This is a genomic window from Sutcliffiella cohnii, assembly GCF_002250055.1.
In the GTDB taxonomy this organism is placed as follows: domain Bacteria; phylum Bacillota; class Bacilli; order Bacillales; family Bacillaceae_I; genus Sutcliffiella; species Sutcliffiella cohnii.
The window spans coordinates 1,764,768-1,781,711 of sequence record NZ_CP018866.1 but is presented as its reverse complement, the minus strand read 5'-3'; the positions used below and the strand labels follow the sequence as shown (position 1 = coordinate 1,781,711).

Below are 16,944 nucleotides of genomic sequence, written 5' to 3'. Positions count from 1 at the left end.
ATAAATGAATAATAAAAAAGGTCCAAAATCAGTCTAGACCGAATTTTGGACCTTTCCATTTATGAAGTTGATTCTACTGCAAGATTCATTTCGTTAAAATCTTGTTTAATAGCTAAAATTTCATCCTCTAAAACAGTAACTAAATCTTTATATTTTGCGGAAATGCTGCTACTTGTTATTCCGAAATCTTCTGCAATTCCACTTTGTGTCAAATCTTTAGAGTAAGGACCTAGCTTGTCAATTAAGTAAATCAATGCTCCTGCATAAAGAGCTGGCTTTTGGATTCTCGGGTTTTTTCGACTACAGAATTGTTCCCATAACGAAATTCCTAAACTTGCAAAAGCTTCCTCTCCCCAATATCGTGCTACATTTTCTTCTAGTAATTTTGCTACTTCTTTTTGGGAGACTGTATTCCATTCCATATCTTCTGTTGTTACAAGTACATCATCCAAACCTTGAACGGAATCAAATTCATCTAAAATAAACCATTTAATCAATTCAATAAAGTTTGATTGTAAGTATTTTGCAGGTTCAGATTGGCTTAACAATTTAGACGTTATGTTGTTCGCTTTTTCCCGAGTAACGGTTAGCATCTCAACGAAGAAAATATATTCTTCTTCATTAGGTAGAATCGTTCCAAACAATAAACTACCAACTTCCGTCTTTTGAACAGTATCTAACGCACGGACAATTATATGTTCATTTGTCACAACGTTACGAACATGCATATTAGCTTGTTCATCAATACGTTCAACAACCGAAACAGTAAGCGTGGCAGCTTTCCATGATGCTACTATATCAACTGTCTTTTGTCTTGTACTTTTTATTTCACTGTTTTCTACATATTCTTCTAGTATTGTTTTTCCTTCATTCCGCTTAACAGTCGTTATGTAGGATAATACACTATAATAGTATAACGAATCATTACTTTCATCTATGTCCGGTTTAACATATTCATCAATTTCAGATTTATATTGACTTAATGCAAAATGGATAATCTCTTTTTGTATGTCACCTAGTTCTTTTCTAACTAACTGTTCCACCGAGACAATCGTTTTCTTTTCACAGCATTTTTTATATTTTTTTCCACTACCACACGGGCAGTTATCATTCCTACCAACTTTTGTCATTGGTGTCACCTCTTTCGTGTTGAAAAATATGCGCATAGACTAAATTAACATGTTTTCATAAATAAACATAGTATTTTTCTTTTTTCAGAACATTCCCAACATAAAAAGTACCAACTAGAACATTGCCTAGTTGGCTCTTTCATGACTTTTCTTACACTACTGACACTTGTCTAAAGTTCTCAGCGAATGTTTTCTCTTTTACAATTTGACCTTCTTGTTGCGCTTCCACTTCTGCTCTTCTCATCAGTTCAAACTTTTTTAACGTATCTTTGGAAAAATTCATTTCAGCGATAGCTTCTGTTAAAATTGGTGCTAAAATGTGTGCATCTTTTAGGCCGGCATTAATTCCGATTGCTCCCGTCGGTGTCATCGTATGCGCTGCATCTCCTATAATGACAAGCCCATCTTTTACCCAAGTTGCCGTTTTAGAACTATGAACATGGAAGCAGATAAGATCCCTCCAAGACTGTAGTTCAGCTACTGATTGTTTTAGTTGCGGAAAGCTTTTCGTTAACGGTTCCATAAATGTTTCGAATGGTGTTTGTTTCAATTCATTAAATGAGCCTTCTTTAATGTTCCAACCAATTTGAATATATCCACCTGTTTGAGTAAAAAGTGCAAGCTGATTACCTTCGACTTGAAGCATTCGAACAGTCGGCTCCCAGTCAAATGGAGCAGTTATTTTCGCCCATAACACATCATACCCATGATGAATGGTTTCGACCGGTATATCAGCTAACTTCCGTACAGTAGAAAAACGTCCATCCGCACCAACAACGATCGAGCTACGAATCGTAAAATGCTCGTTTTCTTTCTTTACTTTCACTCCACAATACGCGCCATTCTCATCCTGTAAAAGTTCAGTAACGGTTGTGTTATAAAAAAGCTGAAAATGCTTAAGTTTACTAGCTTCATCTAAAATAGTATGAATAAGATGATCTTGCGGAACGTGGATACCTACATGGTCGGCCGTATCATTCGGTGTAATTTGTTTTACTATTCGCTCGCCATCTACGTATTCTACCTTTTTCATTTTCAGTAGACCTTTTGTTTCTACCTTTTCATATAATCGGTGCTCTTGTAAAATAGCCTCAGATTCAGCATTAATATGCTCGCCTCTAAAAGCACCTACCTTACCAGACGTACGTTCAATAACAATAGTCGATACGCCTTCTTTTGCTAATAAATATCCAAGTAATGCTCCGCTTGGCCCAGCACCAACTATACATACATCCACATGGACATTCATCATTTTTCACCTTCTCACATTGGGACTTTTAATTTTTGTATATGTCCTGATTTTTCTACTTTTGTTTGTAAATAACGCTCATTATATACGGACACATCTCCCCATAACGAAATGTGGGACGTTATATCTATATCATAGTTTCTTAAAGAAGCTAATTTGTTCGGATTATTTGTGATCAAACTAACAGGTTTATTTCTTAACGATTTTAATACACGGATTGCTTCTTCGTAAGAACGGGAATCATCTTTAAATCCTAACTGCTCATTCGCTTCCACTGTATCGAAACCTTCTTGTTGAAGAATATAAGCTAACGATTTAGAGAATAGACCTATTCCTCGCCCTTCGTGATTAGCGATGTAAAATATAGCCCCACTGCCATTTTCTACAATCATTTTCATCGATTGTCGCAATTGATAGCCACAATCACATTTTTTACTACCGAAAATATCTCCAGTATGACAAATGCTATGAAATCGAATAAGCGCGTTGTCTGCATGAGCAAAGTCTCCGTACACTAAAACGGAAGATTGCTGTGATGATGCTAAATCTGCTTTTGGCAATGAAGCTAGTAAACTATTTTTTTCACTAGGCAGTCCATCTAAATTGAGCCAAGTGTACCAATTAAACAGCACTTCTTGTTCGTCTAACTGAACAGGAAGTTTTACTGGTCCAACTACAGCCATGTTTGGTTTTTCATGTTCATGTATAATTTCAATTTTTTCATCCAATAATTTCAGTATATTATCGTTCATTATCATCTCTCCTTTAATAACTATAGGAAGTATATATTAAAATTCCTCAGAATGATAATAATAGGCTTTGAGTTTTTTGTTAATTTTTGTGATGATTATAGTATATAGCAAAATTTCCAATAGGTTTCTAAATATGAAAAAAAGTTAATTATAGAGTAACAAAATGGGCGTTGCTCGTCAACAATAAATTTGCTAATATGAATATATGTTTCATATTAGAGAAAACGAGGTGTCTTTATGGATATCGGTTCAACCATTCGTTCCATAAGAAAAAGAAAGAAAATAACGATTGCTGAAATGAGCTGTGGAACAGGCTTGTCCAAAGGCTTTATTAGTAATATGGAAAACAACAATACGTCTCCGTCCATAAGCACGTTAGAAACGGTTGCAAATTTTTTAAATGTACCATTAACGTATTTATTATTAAAAAAAGAAGATCGTATCCAAGTTGTTAGACAAGACGAAAGAACGTTAACGATTTCCCAACAAGGAAAAATGAAAGTTGAGACTGTTTCCTCACGAGGAGGATTGCGGATCATGCACGTTGAGCTTGAACCAGGTGCATCATCTGGAGTAGAGCCCCATGCTCATCAAGGCGAAGAATGTCACGTCGTTTTAAAAGGGACAATTCTTGCTGAACAAGGGGAAGAATCAATTATTTTGAACGAGGGAGATTCCTTCAGCTGGAACGCTAGTGTACCTCATATCGTGAAAAACATCGGGGAAGATCCTGCTGTTGTTTTAATTGCTGTTTATTCAACAAACTAAAAAGGTGGCTTCAAACGAAAAATCGTTGAGCCACCTTGTTTTTTATTTTAATGTACGAATAAGTTCCTGCAATTCTTCATTTAGTCCTTTAACTGCTTTATCTCCCACTACAGTAACAGGAACACCCATAAAGCCAAATTTTTCTACTTCCTTTTGATACTCAGCGCTTGACATTACATCACGTACTTCAAACTGTACGCCTTCCTCTTCTAACATTTTTTTTACGAAAGTACATTCTACACAGCCTTCGGTAGAATAAACGATAACTTGTTTACTCATGCACCGAATGCCTCCTTAATGGAATCTTTCGTAATTTTCCAATGAGAAGTGTTCCAAACAACTTTTCCATCTTCTATTAAGAAAATTTGTGGTGATTCATGCTTAATTTCAAAGCTTTCCGCAACTTGGTTTGAAACAGGACGATCTTCGATTACGTGTACGATAGCTGCTGATGGATCAAACTCGGTAACATAAGCTTGAAACTCTTCGTGAGCTTTGGCACTAATTGGGCAAGTAGTACTATGCTTGAAAAGTAATTTCTTACCTGGTTGTGCTACAAATTCGTTTAATTGTTCAACACTTGTTAATTGTGTTAAAGCCATTTTAAACACCATCCTATAATTTTATTCTTCGAGATTATATCTTCGCGTATACTTTACCATAAACCTACATAATAATACTATTTTTTTGTTTTGTTTCGAACTTACTAAATACTATTACGTTTTTTGCATAATAAAAAGGCCAGCTAACTGACCCTATACCTTATGGGTTTGTCGACCATAACCCTGCTGATTTAATGAAAATACGTGGATGCAACTTAAGTTGTGCCACAATATATTCTGCTAAATCTTCTGGTTGCATTACTTTTTCAGGATTACCATCCGTTAAGTTTTCTTTAAATGCTAATTCCGTTGCTACCGTACTTGGCGTAAGAGCAGTAACTCGAATATTATGCTTGCGCACTTCTAGAGCAAGTGACTCTGTTAAACCTAGTAAACCAAATTTAGAAGCACTATACGCACTCGTTACAGGCGCCCCTTTTTGCCCAGCAGTTGAAGAAATATTAATAATATCTCCACCACTTTTTTCTATTAATTGCGGAAGCACTGCTCTCGTTACGTAGTAGACTCCCATTAAATTAATATCGATCATGCTTTTCCATTCTTCTGGTGATAGTTCTAAGAACCCACCAAACTTTCCGATACCTGCATTGTTAATTAATATGTCAAAGAAACCTAATTTGTCAGTCACAGATTTAACAGCATCTTCAACTTGTTCTAATGAAGAAACATCCGCAGTAGCATACGCCACTTTTACCCCATAAGTTTCGATTTCAGATGCAACTACCTTTAAATCTTCCTCCGTACGGGCTAATAAAGCAACATTTACACCTTCCTTCGCTAGAGCAATAGCTGTCGCTTTTCCAATACCTTTTCCCGCACCAGTGACAAGTGCAGTTTTACCTTGTAATGATTGTCCCATAATAAAAAGCTCCTTTCTAAATTCAATAAAATTCAGTATATGTAATCTAGGTTATTATCATACGGGATGCTGAAAAGAGGTGTCAAAAAATATGACTCCGAGTGATAACTATTCGACATGCTTAGTTGTCTTTGTTAGATTTCATAAAAACAAAAGAAAAGCACCATTAAAAAAGTGCTTTTCCTCCTATTACTTATTACACTGTTTGTAATGCTAGATTAGAAGCAACATCCGCTACTTTGCGTAAACCTTCTTCGATGATTTCTTCTGCTTTGTCTGGCATTGCATTATGTCCTTCGATAATTACTTCTTCCATAATTTCCATTCCGAATACGCCACCAACAACATTTTTAATATAGTTTGCAGACATTTCTAATGGTGCCATTTCTGGTGTTGAGTAAACTCCACCACGAGCACTTAAGATGATTACTTTTTTGTCTGTCATTAAGTTAACTAACTGACCATTTTCATCGTATTTGAATGAGTAACCAGCTTCATAAACATAATCAATAAATGTTTGAAGAGTTGCAGGAATTGTTAAGTTCCATAATGGGAATGCGAAAACAACTACGTCAGCTGCAGAAAGCGCATCTTTTGCCTTTTGCTTCGCTGCTAAAATACGTTTCTCAACATCTGTCATTTCCTCCCCAGATTGTAATTTACCGAAAGCGTTAAATAGATCTTGTCCGAAATACGGCATATCTTCTGCAAAAACATCAAACGTCGTAACGTTCGCACCTTTAACATTCTCGATAAATGTTTCATACATCTTACTTGATACAGCTTCAGAAGCTGGACGGTTATTTGCTTTTACTACTAATACGTTCATTTTATATGAACCTCCTATATGTTGAATTAAAAAATCTTTAATTCATAATATATCAGAATAACTTAAATTACGTCAAACAAAAAAACTCCACAATAGATAATAAACAAAAAAACCAAATTTCTGATTAAATATTATTGTCAAATAATTATTTTTAATTAAATTTTAAATAATTGACTGAATAATATAAATAGGAATAAAATAGAAATGTACTTACTTTTTATAAGTATCTTATAGGAGAGGACGGTTTAATCTTGAGTGAACATAAAGTAAAGCCTAAAGCTGGCGAAATTTCAGAAAACGGATCATTTAAAAGACAAAAAAATAAGTTTACTACCCCGTTTGGTAATAACCCTGGTAACTTACCGGTTGAAGCAAATCGATATCGTTTATTATGGACCCCTGCGTGCCCTTGGGCACACCGAACTGTTATCGTTCGAAACATCCTTGGACTTGATCAAGTAATTAGTTTAGGTACTGCAAGTCCGTTACGACCGAAAATTCCTCAAGTAGATTGGGAGTTTTCGCTTGACGAAAAAGAAGTTGATCCAGTATTACAAATTCGCTATATGAGTGAAATTTACAAAAAAACAGAACCGGAATATAGCGGTAGACCGACAGTACCAGTAATGGTCGATTTAAAAACAAACACCGTTGCTAATAACGATTATTTTAAACTTACTAATTACTTAGAAACTGCGTGGAAACCGTTTCATAAAGAAAATGCACCAAACCTATATCCAGAAGAGCTACGAAACGACATTGATGAACTTAACGATGTAATCTTTCATGACATAAATAACGGTGTGTATAAATGCGGTTTTGCCTTATCGCAAGAAGCATATGAAGAGTCGTACGACCGATTATTTGCTAGATTAGATGAATTGGAGGATCGTCTCTCGAATCGCCGCTTTCTGTTCGGTAATTATATTACAGACTCCGACGTCCGTCTATACTCCACATTAGTTAGATTTGACGCTGCTTATTACACTGCTTTCAATACGAATAGAACACTAATTAGAGAATTCCCTAACCTTTGGGGATATGCACGTGACTTGTATCAAACAGCCGGCTTTGGAGACACGACTGATTTTGATTCAATAAAGAAGCATTATCATGTATCCATCACTATTTTTGTAGATAAAGAGGACGTGAAAATACTCCCGAAAGGGCCAGACCTTTCCTGTTGGAATGAGCCTCATCATCGTGAGCGGCTTAGTGGTAAAAAAGAAAAATTTCTTATTCAAAATTAGGAGGCAGCATCATGTTGAATGTAAGAGATGCTTTAGTAAGTGAAATAAAAGACATAAGAAATCAACGTGTGGAAGCTTACTCGGAATACGAGAATTTGCTGCCTGCGGACCATTGGAAGGCGTTAAAGCAGTCTATATTATCTGAAACTGACTTACAAGATGGAGTCGAGATTATCGTTGCGGAACTCGAAGGAAATGTTGTAGGTAGTGTTGTCTTATTTCCACCAAAAATAAAAGCATATGAAGGTTTCGGTGATGTATTAGATCATTCTGAAATACGAATGCTTGCCGTTTCCCCTACTGTGCGAGGAAAAGGAGTCGCTCTCGCATTAGTGAAGGAATGTATGAATCGGGTAAAGGCAAAAGGTTATTCTTCTATCGGGTTACATACTGGAGAATTCATGAAAGGTGCCATTAATTTATACGAACAATGCGGTTTTAAAAGAATTCCCGAACACGATTTCGAGCCAGCAAATGACGGAATAATCGTAAAAGCGTTTCGGTACGATTTTTAGGAAAATATCATTATCTTTCCTTTAGAAGGAAAGCCTGAGGAACAATAAAAGGGACAGTTTAACTTCTGTCCCTTTATTTATTTACTATACTATCCTTTAATGTTCCTACTTTATTTAATGCCTTTTCGATATCATCCACAGGAACTTGGAATTGAGCAAGTGCAGCGTGTAAATGTTTTACAATAGCCTCAAAATGTCTTTCCTGAATGTCCATTCCTTCGTGTGCCTTCTCCATAGATTTCCCAGTATATTGATTTGGTCCTCCTAATGCAAAACTAATAAATTTTGTTTGTTGACGACGTTGCTTTTCCATATCCGTTTCATCAAAAAAATGCTTTACCGTTTCATCTTTTAATACAAGTTCATTGTAAAAATAATCAACAACGGTTTCAATTGCTTCCTCGCCACCAATTTTCTCATAAAGCGTAGGCTCCATTTTATTTTCACCTCTTCTTATGTTTACAGATTTTATTATCCGCACCGAATGACAGATTATTCCTATTCATGCAAATCGGTAGTAAATTAATAAAAACGTCGCGAGGACAAATAAAAAGTTAAGAAACACAAAAATCATTTGATTCAGCAAACTTTTATGGATTTTTATTGGTGGGTCATAGAATGATACCCCTTCGATGATAAATATAATTAATACAATGTGAATCATAAAATGACCGATAATTTCAGTGATTCCAAATAACATCGTAGTAGAAATAAAAATTAACGTTAACACGAAAGCCAAAACTCTATTTAATATGCCTACTACTAATAAATATCCTACAACAAATTCAATAAAGGCTGCTAACACAACAAAGGTTGCTGGTGGAAATCCAAAAGTCGGAACTTGATGGTTTTGGATAATGTCGATACTCATAATAGGAAATACCCATTTTTCCACCGCTACCCAACATAATGATAGCCCTGTTCCTAAGTACAGAAAAGGAAAGCCCCAATTTTCCAATTTTGTTTTACCAACTAACAAAACTCCTATGATGGCAACGTAAAAACCGTAATCCAACATATGAAACAAGCCAGCAATTTGCAATTGATAGATGAACAAGCCTAGTAAAATGATCGACCCAGCTTTTGTTGAATAATGATGTGGTATTACTAAAAAAGCGATCGTTATCCATAATAGGATCGTTACGAAACCGTTTTGTATTGGAAACTCAGGAGCAAAAATGGTTCCTGAAACAGCCTGTATAATTAGAGCTAGAGCTGTACCGTATTTTAATAAGTATCGAGAATATTTACGAAATCGATCAAGCGAGACATCTAATTTTTTCAGGAAAGGAATTCGCTCCACTAACGGCTCTGATAATTGCGTTAACACAGCAAGAAACAAGGCGATTAGTAAAGATAGCGTCATAAATAACGGCGAGAGGATATTTTCTATCATTTCTTTTTCTGGTGCAACTTCCGTAAACCACTTTACGTGGGCACTAACTAAGCTTGGTGAAACTATTACAATAAAGAAAATAATAAATGTTGGCACCGTTCTTGCGTTTATTATTTTGTTCATATTTATGCCTTCCCTCCCCTTCAAACCATCCCTTTTGGATCGAGCGCTTTTTCAATTTCAGGAGTTAACAATCCTTGCTCCTCTAACACTTGTTGAATGGATATTTTCCTCTCATCCGCTTCCATCCCAATCTTTGAAGCTCTGTCGTATCCAACAATGGAACTAATACCTGTAACTAAGCCGAGGCTCGCATTCATCCATTGTTTACAATTTTCCTCTTCAGCCTCAATACCACTAATGCATTTTGTCACTAACGTTGGAAGTGCATTGGAAAGCAATTCAATTGCATCTAAAAACGTATGAGCAATTAACGGCATCATCACATTAATTTCTAATTGCCCAGCCATACCTGCAGTTGTAACGGACGCTTCTCCCCCAATAACTTGGCAACAAACCATATGTACCATCTCTAAAACGGCTGGATTGACTTTACCTGGCATTATCGTGGAACCAGGTTGAACAGATGGGAGCGTAATTTCAGCAAATCCGGTTCTCGGACCACTCGATAATAACCGTAAATCACTTGTTATTTTTATTAAATGCATGGCGAATTCTTTTAGTACAAGCATCACTCGAATCGGTGCATTCGTATTTTGCATAAACGAAAACATGTCTACAGGCTCACGAAATGGAAGGTTTGTGAAACGACTAACCTCCTTTATCACTTTTTCACTATATTGTGGGTGAATATTATTTCTCGTCCCAATTGCCGTACCACCTAAACCAATCTCATACAAATAATCCGTTGCTTTTTCTAGCTGGTGGTATATTTCATGAACTGTTTCGGCATAGCCTGAAAACTCCTGCCCTAACCGAATCGGAAGGGCATCATGTAAATGCGTCCTGCCTGACTTCATAACTGGCATAAGCTCTATTGATTTTCGTTTTAATTCATTATGTAATTGTTGAACAGCCGGGAGAAGACGATGGACTATATTCTCAGCACCAGCGATATGTATTGCTGCATGAAACGTATCATTTGTTGATTGGGACATGTTAACGTGGTCGTTTGGATGAATACGATTGCCTTCTAGGGTTTCACCTAAAATCTCTGTTGCTCGATTAGCAATTACCTCATTAGCATTCATGTTTTGTGAAGTTCCTGCTCCTGCTTGATACACATCGACAACAAAATGGTCATCCAATGTTCCATCAACTACTTCTTCTGCAGCCTTTATTATTGCTTTCGCATAAGAAGGTTGAAGAAGCCCATTTTCCATGTTTGCCTTGGCCGCAGATGCTTTAATAATTCCTTGTGCTCTTATGAAGGAGCGAGGCAAACTTCTTCCACTTATTTGATAGTTCTCTACAGCACGTTGCGTTTGTGCACCGTAATATGCATCGCTAGGAATTCGCACTTCTCCCAACGTGTCTCTCTCTATACGAAACGTTTTAGAAGATGACATTAAGACTCTCCTTACTTACATGTAATAATCGTTACGAATAGTGTTACCAACTATGCTAATTTAAACCTGATAGAGAACCTTAAAATCACTTCAATATTTATCCACCAAAAAAAGACCAACAAAAATATTGTTGATCCCTCTAAAAAGACTCTTATATAAATTACGCGTTCAATTCTTTTAATCGATATAATATTTTTAAAAATATCCCCCGTTTAAAAGCGTAATCCCAACTTCCTTCTGAAAATCGTTCCGCTCTTATATAATGAGTAAGTACCGCCTTTAAAACATGTAAATCAGCTTCCGCAATTTTTTTCTCGTAATCTTCCCGGTCTATTTCTTTCAACACTTCAAAATAATCATGCACGATTAAATCGGTACTATTACATTCATCAATAAAATTCAAAAATACTTCTTCATAATCTGGGTATGCAAACTGACCCTTACTAGTGGAAGTCCAACTACAACACTCAACTAAATCATTGTCAAAATATGAAATGTAGTTAATCAGCTTTTCGTATTTCACCATACTCCCTCATTTCCTATAACTAGAAAAGAAATACCATATATCTATCAACATGTTAAAAGGTAAACAAATCGTATTATTATAGAACTAGAGTTTAGTTCACACATCAATCAGTAACTTACTTCATTGATTCGACAAATCCCTCAAAATCCCTTCCCTTACATAGGAAGAAAGTAATGTATTTTTATTCTCCGAAAAGAACTGTATTAAAAGTACATATAGAATTGATTCGTAAAAAGCATAGAAATAATTCAAATATCATGATATGGTAAATGAAAGAATATTTAGACATACGAAAGAAGGATGTATATGAACGGTGCAATACGCTGGCCATTTTTTCTCGTTGGCGTTGTTATTTTTAGTTTAGGAATCTCTGTTACGATTAATGTGCAGCATTTAGGTGTTCATCCATGGGATGTTTTAAATATAGGACTCTATGAAAAATTCGGAATATCCATTGGGTTTTGGAATATTATGTGCGGCATGCTTTTAATCATCGTTTCATGGTTTTTAAACAAAAGTTACATTCGATTAGGTACGTTTCTAAATGCGTTTTTAGTCGGAGCATTTGTAGATTTCTTTTTATGGAGCGATATTTTACCTAGTGCAACACATACTTGGATCGATGTACCGATATTATTAATCGGCATTGTCATTATGGGCTTCGGTGGTGGTGTTTATAATGCTGCAGGAGTTGGCTCTGGCCCCCGTGACGGCTTTATGCTTTCCATCTCCGACAAAACCGGCTTCCGAATAAGTAGGGTACGGATTGTCACTGAAAGTAGCGTGCTAGTACTTGGCCTTATTTTAGGTGCACCTGTATTTATTTTCACGTTTTTATTTACGTTTATTCAAAGTCCAATTTTTCAATTTTTTTATTTAAAATGTAAAGCATTCATTGAAAAATTAGAAGAAAGAAGCGGCAAACGGCAACCAACAGAATCTACGATTGCAAAATAAAAGGGGTCAGAGGCTAGTCTCTGATCCCTTTTTTACTCACTTTCTTCGATTTTTCGCTTTTAGTAATCTTGCCATTCTTTCTGCTTGATTGTCATTGGAAACTTCACTCTTTTCCGTAACAACTTTCTTCTTCTCTTTCCAGTCTAACGTCTCGTCCCTACTCCCCTCAATGATTGGAGCCTGCGCTTTTTCCTGTTTTTGCGATTTAGGGTTCGTTTTCTTTGGAACTCTACTTCGTTTTGCCTCCGGTTTTGATTTTCGACGGAACAATAGGCCAAGTTTATGAAGTGGAGTAAAACCGAATCTTCTTATCGCAACTTCAAGGAAAAACAATAAAAACGCTAAAACGATAAACGGTGTTATAACCGTTTGTGTTCGATAAACATTTCCATTCCAATCACGAAATGCTTCTACTGGTTCCTCTAACACTTTTCCACCTGTCATAGTCGTTAGTTGCTCCATTAATAGTGCATTCATCGGCTTTTGCTCGAACTCTGTTGAATATGGTACGACAATCCCTGTGGAGTAGGTGTTTATCGGCACATCGTTATCACCTTGCGAAACTGTTAAAAAGTACATATTTGGAAGCGCTGGAAAAGTAACCTCGTATTGTCCAGGGCCGGTTTGCTTTGTGATAGCCTCGACTACTTCTCCATCATTGCTTGAAACTACAACTTGCAGTGGCATAAATGGGTCCTCTAACGCTTCAATGTTTACAGTTGCTTTTCCATCTGTTATCGATTGATGAACATCATATTGTCCACTTTCAAAAGATGGTAGCGACCATGTAACAATTTCATTCCACAAACTACTCCAACCTGTCCAAGCTGGCCAATCTCCACTCCATGCACCTGTAACGTCTGAAGTCCACGCTACCGTTCTTCCAATTCCGTAATTCATTCGGGCTAAAACCGGATCATCCTTTTCACTAATTACAAGCTCTTCCGCTCGTTGCTTAATCGTAGTCGCAATATACGCATTTAACGAAGGGACTCCTTCTGTAAAATGTCTACTCCAATCGTAGCCGCCTACGATAGATGGATAATGCGGGTTATCCTCAATATACGTTTTTGTTGTTAAGGCTGTTTCCCTAGAAAGAATACTCGGCACGGAACTTGCATCTATTACATCGTAATATCGACCAGTTCCATACTCCGCTAACTCTTCTAACAAGCTACGGTCTGCGTCTCCGCCAATCGCCACAGTAGATAAAGTAACATTATTTTCTAACCCTTCTTCAATTAGTGATTCATAATCACCATGTGGGGAGACACCATCCGTTAAAAGGATTATATGCTTTCTCTTTAACGGGAGGTCTACAAGCTGTTCATATCCTAGTTGTAATGCTGTGTAAATTTCTGTTCCACCCCCGAGTGGCGTAGACCGAATTGTTTCCATTACTTCTGCTTTATTTTCAATCGGTTCTGTTTCAACGACAATCCAAGGCTCTGTGTCAAAAGCAATAAAACCGAACGTATCCTCTTCTCGTAACAATTCCACAGAACGTGCAGCAGCTTCTTTTGCTAGGTCAAACTTTTCACCCATCATACTCCCAGAACGGTCTAACACAATGACTAGCCCTAATGAAGGGATTTCTTTCTTTCCTTTTACATCCATATCTACCGGAAGGATCCGTTCAATAGGAGTTTTAAAATATCCACCTAACCCAAACGATTCATTTCCTCCAGTCATGACAAAACCGACTCCGAAATCTCTTACGGCAGTTTCCATCATGTTCATTTGACTTTCACTTAAATGATGCGCTGAAACATTATGAAATAAAATACTGTCATATTGGAGAAACCCAGCTAGACTAGTCGGTAAAAGCTCCGATGACACTTGATCAACGTTCCAGCCACTTGTTTGTAACGAATCATATATATTTTGACCGTTTCCATCGTTATGAACGACAAGAACTCGTGGTTCTCCACTAACATTTGTAATCGCATAAGAGAGATTGTTTTCAACGACTTCATCCGATTCTGCGATTATTTCTGCTTTAAACGTATACATACCTGTTTGTTGAAGAGGAACTTGGTACGCAAAATAATTTCTTCCTTCTGCTATTGCTACTCTTTCTCGAATAACCGTTTCATTGTTTTGCGTAACAATTAATTCTCCTTCACTATCGACGTTCGACTCTACCGCTATCGTTAAAGGAATCGTTTCCCCGACAAAACCACTTTTCGGAGTAGTAAAATTACTAATTAATACGTCCTTCACATGTGCGGGTTGAAACGGAATGACATCCACTTCAACGTTTTTCGCGGCTAATATTTCTGCCTGGCTCAATACATTACCGCTTGTTTCTACCCCATCTGTTAAAAGTACTACTCTCCCTTTCGCATCAGGAGGAATATATTGAGAGGCGAACGTAAGACCTTCTTCTAAATTTGTAAAATACGTTTCATCATTTTTGGAAACCGAAGATAATTTTCCCGGCTCTGTCGAAAACGCTCGTTCTAGAGTCGTTTTATTTGCAAGCGTAGCAACTGCTACTGCATCCTCTTTCCCTTTACTAGCAACTGCAGTGTTAACTGCTTTAAGCATTTCATTTTCTACTCGTTTCACACTTTCGGATTGATCGACGATAAAGATAGTATGAAGTCCTTGAACAGGATACAATAGTTGCGGCACACTAAGCGCTAAAATTAGAAGTAAATATACGAAAGTTCGTAAAGTTAGTATCGTATATTCTTTCACACCTTTTTTCATCTTTATCTTTAAAAAGAAAACTAAACTTACTATACTTGGCAATAGCAGCAGCAACATGAGAGGTTTCTCAACTTGAAATAGCACGGCGATAAACCTCCCATTCTATTAATAATACGAAAAGTGCTAACAGTAAAAAGATAAAACTAACATCCTTTACAATTAACCCCTCTTCTCGCTCTACATTGTCAGCACCAATAGAAAAGCTAGTTGCCGGAGTGATTGTTTTCTCACTGTCTTCTAACAATATATAAAGATATTTTTCCTCTACTTTATCTTCATATGTTTCGCGAATCGTATACAAACCTGGTTCGACAGGTAGTTCAATCGGCTCGTCCAAACCTTCAATCTTTATAATATGATCCCCATTTACTAACTCTAGGTTTTCTACTAGTGGAGAAACATCATAATTCATTATTTCACCTGGAATAAAATAACCTATTAAACTGCTCTTCTCTAATAAAAATTGTAACGTGTTATAAAAAAACAATGGAAAACTAGGGTGTAATGGCCAATCGGAGTCTTCTATATCAAAACCTAGCACGACGATTGGATATCCTTCATACGTACCAGCTTGAATGAGCGGTACACCTTCCGCATCTACAATCGTTTCTAACCCTTCCATCTTCTTATCATAAGCATTTTCAATATAAACATTTTGCATATCTACTAAATGCAGTAACCTATGCTGGGCATCTAAACGATATTCTCCTTCAATCGGATTTTTAGCTCCCTTATGTCCGAATACAACTTTCGGACCGACCGGCCATTCCTCTTGATCGAGACCTTTCACGAAATGTACCCCTGCATTTTCACCATTTGAAGAACCAGATACGTGGATCGTATTTGCACCGCCAATTTCAACGGCTTTCGTAACAAACGGATGAATTCCACTATGTAGATATACGTCCGAAGGTTGTTCCTCTATTAAAAAGGTAAATTGATTATTGTCGAGCTTGTAAGCTTCATCACCTGTAATAACAGCTTCATAGTAAAAGGCTGGGGTAAGATCCTGTAATGAAACGGTCACTGTAGACTGAGCATCCACATCGATTGTTTGTTCATTAATCTTTTCTCCATCGCCATAAATAATAAGCTCCACTTCTTTTGCTTTTAGTGATTCATTATAAATCGTCGTAATCCCAATTATTTCATCATGACGCTTTGCAACACCAAATGTATGTACAGCAACATTTTCCTTAGCACTTCCAACATTTTGAACATGGAGAGAGATGCCTTCGTTTATTGTCGGTAATTCATCTCTTTTATCATATTGATCTGTAAATACATAAATTTGTCCTGTCGATTCCCCAATCAGCCCTTGTGCAAGAACGATTGAATCAGTAATATTCGACTGGGCGTAACTAAGTTGTAGACTTTCCACTGTATTTAACCAATCTCTTCTTGTATTACCGGCTTCATTAAAAAGAGTTGGAGTACTTTTTGCCTCAAGCACGGTAATATTCTGGTTGTCCACTTGACTAATAAGCAGTATAGCTTGTTCCTTACTTAATTCTAATCTCGTTTTCCCTTCAACCTCTAAAGTGCCCATTGAAGCTGAAGTATCAAAAATAAAGACGATATGCTCTCCTTCTAAACCTTTTGTTTCATAAAAAGGCTTCATTAGAGCAAAAATGAGTAGGAGTAATATGAATAATTGCAAATACATAAGAAGATGATGTTGAAGCTTTTTCCACCAAGCTTGAGCTTCATATTCATACATCCACTCTTTCCACAATAAGACGGAAGGTATCGTTTTTGTTTCGTATTGTTTGCGAAAAAAATACATCATAATGACAAACAGTAAAAATATAGTAAATAAAAAGTATAGTGGATGCAAAAATCCCAT

The 16,944-nt window shown here is 36.6% G+C and carries 17 protein-coding genes; 4 read left to right on the top strand and 13 right to left on the bottom strand.

The window, feature by feature from the left end; genetic code table 11:
- Window positions 1-59 precede the first annotated feature (59 nt).
- The 3 genes from BC6307_RS08775 to BC6307_RS08765 form a co-directional block, all read right to left on the bottom strand.
- Window positions 60-1,130, bottom strand: coding sequence for an SEC-C metal-binding domain-containing protein (locus BC6307_RS08775; protein WP_066411732.1), 1,071 nt, complete (start codon window positions 1,128-1,130; stop codon window positions 60-62).
- Between the two features lie 151 nt (window positions 1,131-1,281).
- Window positions 1,282-2,382, bottom strand: coding sequence for an FAD-dependent monooxygenase (locus BC6307_RS08770; RefSeq protein ID WP_235858044.1), 1,101 nt, complete (start codon window positions 2,380-2,382; stop codon window positions 1,282-1,284).
- 11 nt (window positions 2,383-2,393) lie between these two features.
- On the bottom strand, window positions 2,394-3,131 hold the full coding sequence (locus tag BC6307_RS08765; protein WP_066411738.1) for a GTP cyclohydrolase II: 738 nt from the start codon (window positions 3,129-3,131) through the stop codon (window positions 2,394-2,396).
- A gap of 237 nt (window positions 3,132-3,368) precedes the next feature.
- On the opposite strand from BC6307_RS08765, the gene BC6307_RS08760 reads away from it, so the two are divergent.
- On the top strand, window positions 3,369-3,899 hold the full coding sequence (locus BC6307_RS08760) for a helix-turn-helix domain-containing protein (protein ID WP_066411740.1): 531 nt from the start codon (window positions 3,369-3,371) through the stop codon (window positions 3,897-3,899).
- A gap of 42 nt (window positions 3,900-3,941) precedes the next feature.
- Here the strand turns inward: BC6307_RS08760 and BC6307_RS08755 are convergent, their stop codons facing one another.
- From BC6307_RS08755 to BC6307_RS08740, 4 genes are all read right to left on the bottom strand, one after another.
- A complete protein-coding gene (locus BC6307_RS08755; RefSeq protein WP_066411746.1) occupies window positions 3,942-4,178 on the bottom strand; it encodes a glutaredoxin family protein in 237 nt (78 codons plus the stop codon).
- The gene (gene ytxJ, locus BC6307_RS08750) at window positions 4,175-4,501 is read right to left on the bottom strand and encodes a bacillithiol system redox-active protein YtxJ (RefSeq protein WP_066411749.1); all 327 of its coding nucleotides are present in this window, start codon (window positions 4,499-4,501) and stop codon (window positions 4,175-4,177) included. The genes BC6307_RS08755 and ytxJ overlap by 4 nt, the downstream gene beginning before the upstream one ends.
- A 160-nt stretch (window positions 4,502-4,661) precedes the next feature.
- Window positions 4,662-5,381 (bottom strand): 3-ketoacyl-ACP reductase, encoded by a 720-nt coding sequence (locus BC6307_RS08745; RefSeq protein ID WP_066411752.1) that lies wholly within the window; start codon window positions 5,379-5,381, stop codon window positions 4,662-4,664.
- A gap of 196 nt (window positions 5,382-5,577) precedes the next feature.
- Window positions 5,578-6,210, bottom strand: coding sequence for an FMN-dependent NADH-azoreductase (locus BC6307_RS08740; RefSeq protein WP_066411755.1), 633 nt, complete (start codon window positions 6,208-6,210; stop codon window positions 5,578-5,580).
- Between the two features lie 251 nt (window positions 6,211-6,461).
- On the opposite strand from BC6307_RS08740, the gene BC6307_RS08735 reads away from it, so the two are divergent.
- Together BC6307_RS08735 and BC6307_RS08730 are read left to right on the top strand one after the other, a co-directional pair.
- Window positions 6,462-7,460 (top strand): glutathione S-transferase family protein, encoded by a 999-nt coding sequence (locus tag BC6307_RS08735; protein WP_094366103.1) that lies wholly within the window; start codon window positions 6,462-6,464, stop codon window positions 7,458-7,460.
- An 11-nt stretch (window positions 7,461-7,471) separates the two neighbouring features.
- Window positions 7,472-7,975, top strand: coding sequence for a GNAT family N-acetyltransferase (locus BC6307_RS08730; protein ID WP_066411759.1), 504 nt, complete (start codon window positions 7,472-7,474; stop codon window positions 7,973-7,975).
- A 73-nt stretch (window positions 7,976-8,048) separates the two neighbouring features.
- Here BC6307_RS08730 and BC6307_RS08725 read toward each other — a convergent pair whose 3' ends face one another.
- From BC6307_RS08725 to BC6307_RS08710, 4 genes are all read right to left on the bottom strand, one after another.
- Entirely contained in the window at window positions 8,049-8,411 is a 363-nt protein-coding gene (locus tag BC6307_RS08725; RefSeq protein WP_066411762.1) for a group I truncated hemoglobin, read from the bottom strand.
- 66 nt (window positions 8,412-8,477) lie between these two features.
- A complete protein-coding gene (locus BC6307_RS08720; protein WP_066411763.1) occupies window positions 8,478-9,494 on the bottom strand; it encodes a DoxX family membrane protein in 1,017 nt (338 codons plus the stop codon).
- A gap of 20 nt (window positions 9,495-9,514) precedes the next feature.
- Window positions 9,515-10,900, bottom strand: coding sequence for a class II fumarate hydratase (locus BC6307_RS08715; protein ID WP_066411766.1), 1,386 nt, complete (start codon window positions 10,898-10,900; stop codon window positions 9,515-9,517).
- A 160-nt stretch (window positions 10,901-11,060) separates the two neighbouring features.
- Window positions 11,061-11,426 (bottom strand): DUF6508 domain-containing protein, encoded by a 366-nt coding sequence (locus BC6307_RS08710; protein ID WP_066411769.1) that lies wholly within the window; start codon window positions 11,424-11,426, stop codon window positions 11,061-11,063.
- A 306-nt stretch (window positions 11,427-11,732) separates the two neighbouring features.
- Between BC6307_RS08710 and BC6307_RS08705 the strand changes: the two genes are divergently transcribed.
- Complete coding sequence (locus BC6307_RS08705) at window positions 11,733-12,383, top strand: YczE/YyaS/YitT family protein (RefSeq protein ID WP_066411772.1); 651 nt, start codon at window positions 11,733-11,735, stop codon at window positions 12,381-12,383.
- Window positions 12,384-12,419: 36 nt separating this feature from the next.
- Here the strand turns inward: BC6307_RS08705 and BC6307_RS08700 are convergent, their stop codons facing one another.
- Window positions 12,420-15,182 (bottom strand): VWA domain-containing protein, encoded by a 2,763-nt coding sequence (locus BC6307_RS08700; RefSeq protein WP_066411775.1) that lies wholly within the window; start codon window positions 15,180-15,182, stop codon window positions 12,420-12,422.
- Complete coding sequence (locus BC6307_RS08695) at window positions 15,166-16,944, bottom strand: vWA domain-containing protein (protein ID WP_066411777.1); 1,779 nt, start codon at window positions 16,942-16,944, stop codon at window positions 15,166-15,168. Before BC6307_RS08695 ends, BC6307_RS08700 begins: the two co-directional genes overlap by 17 nt.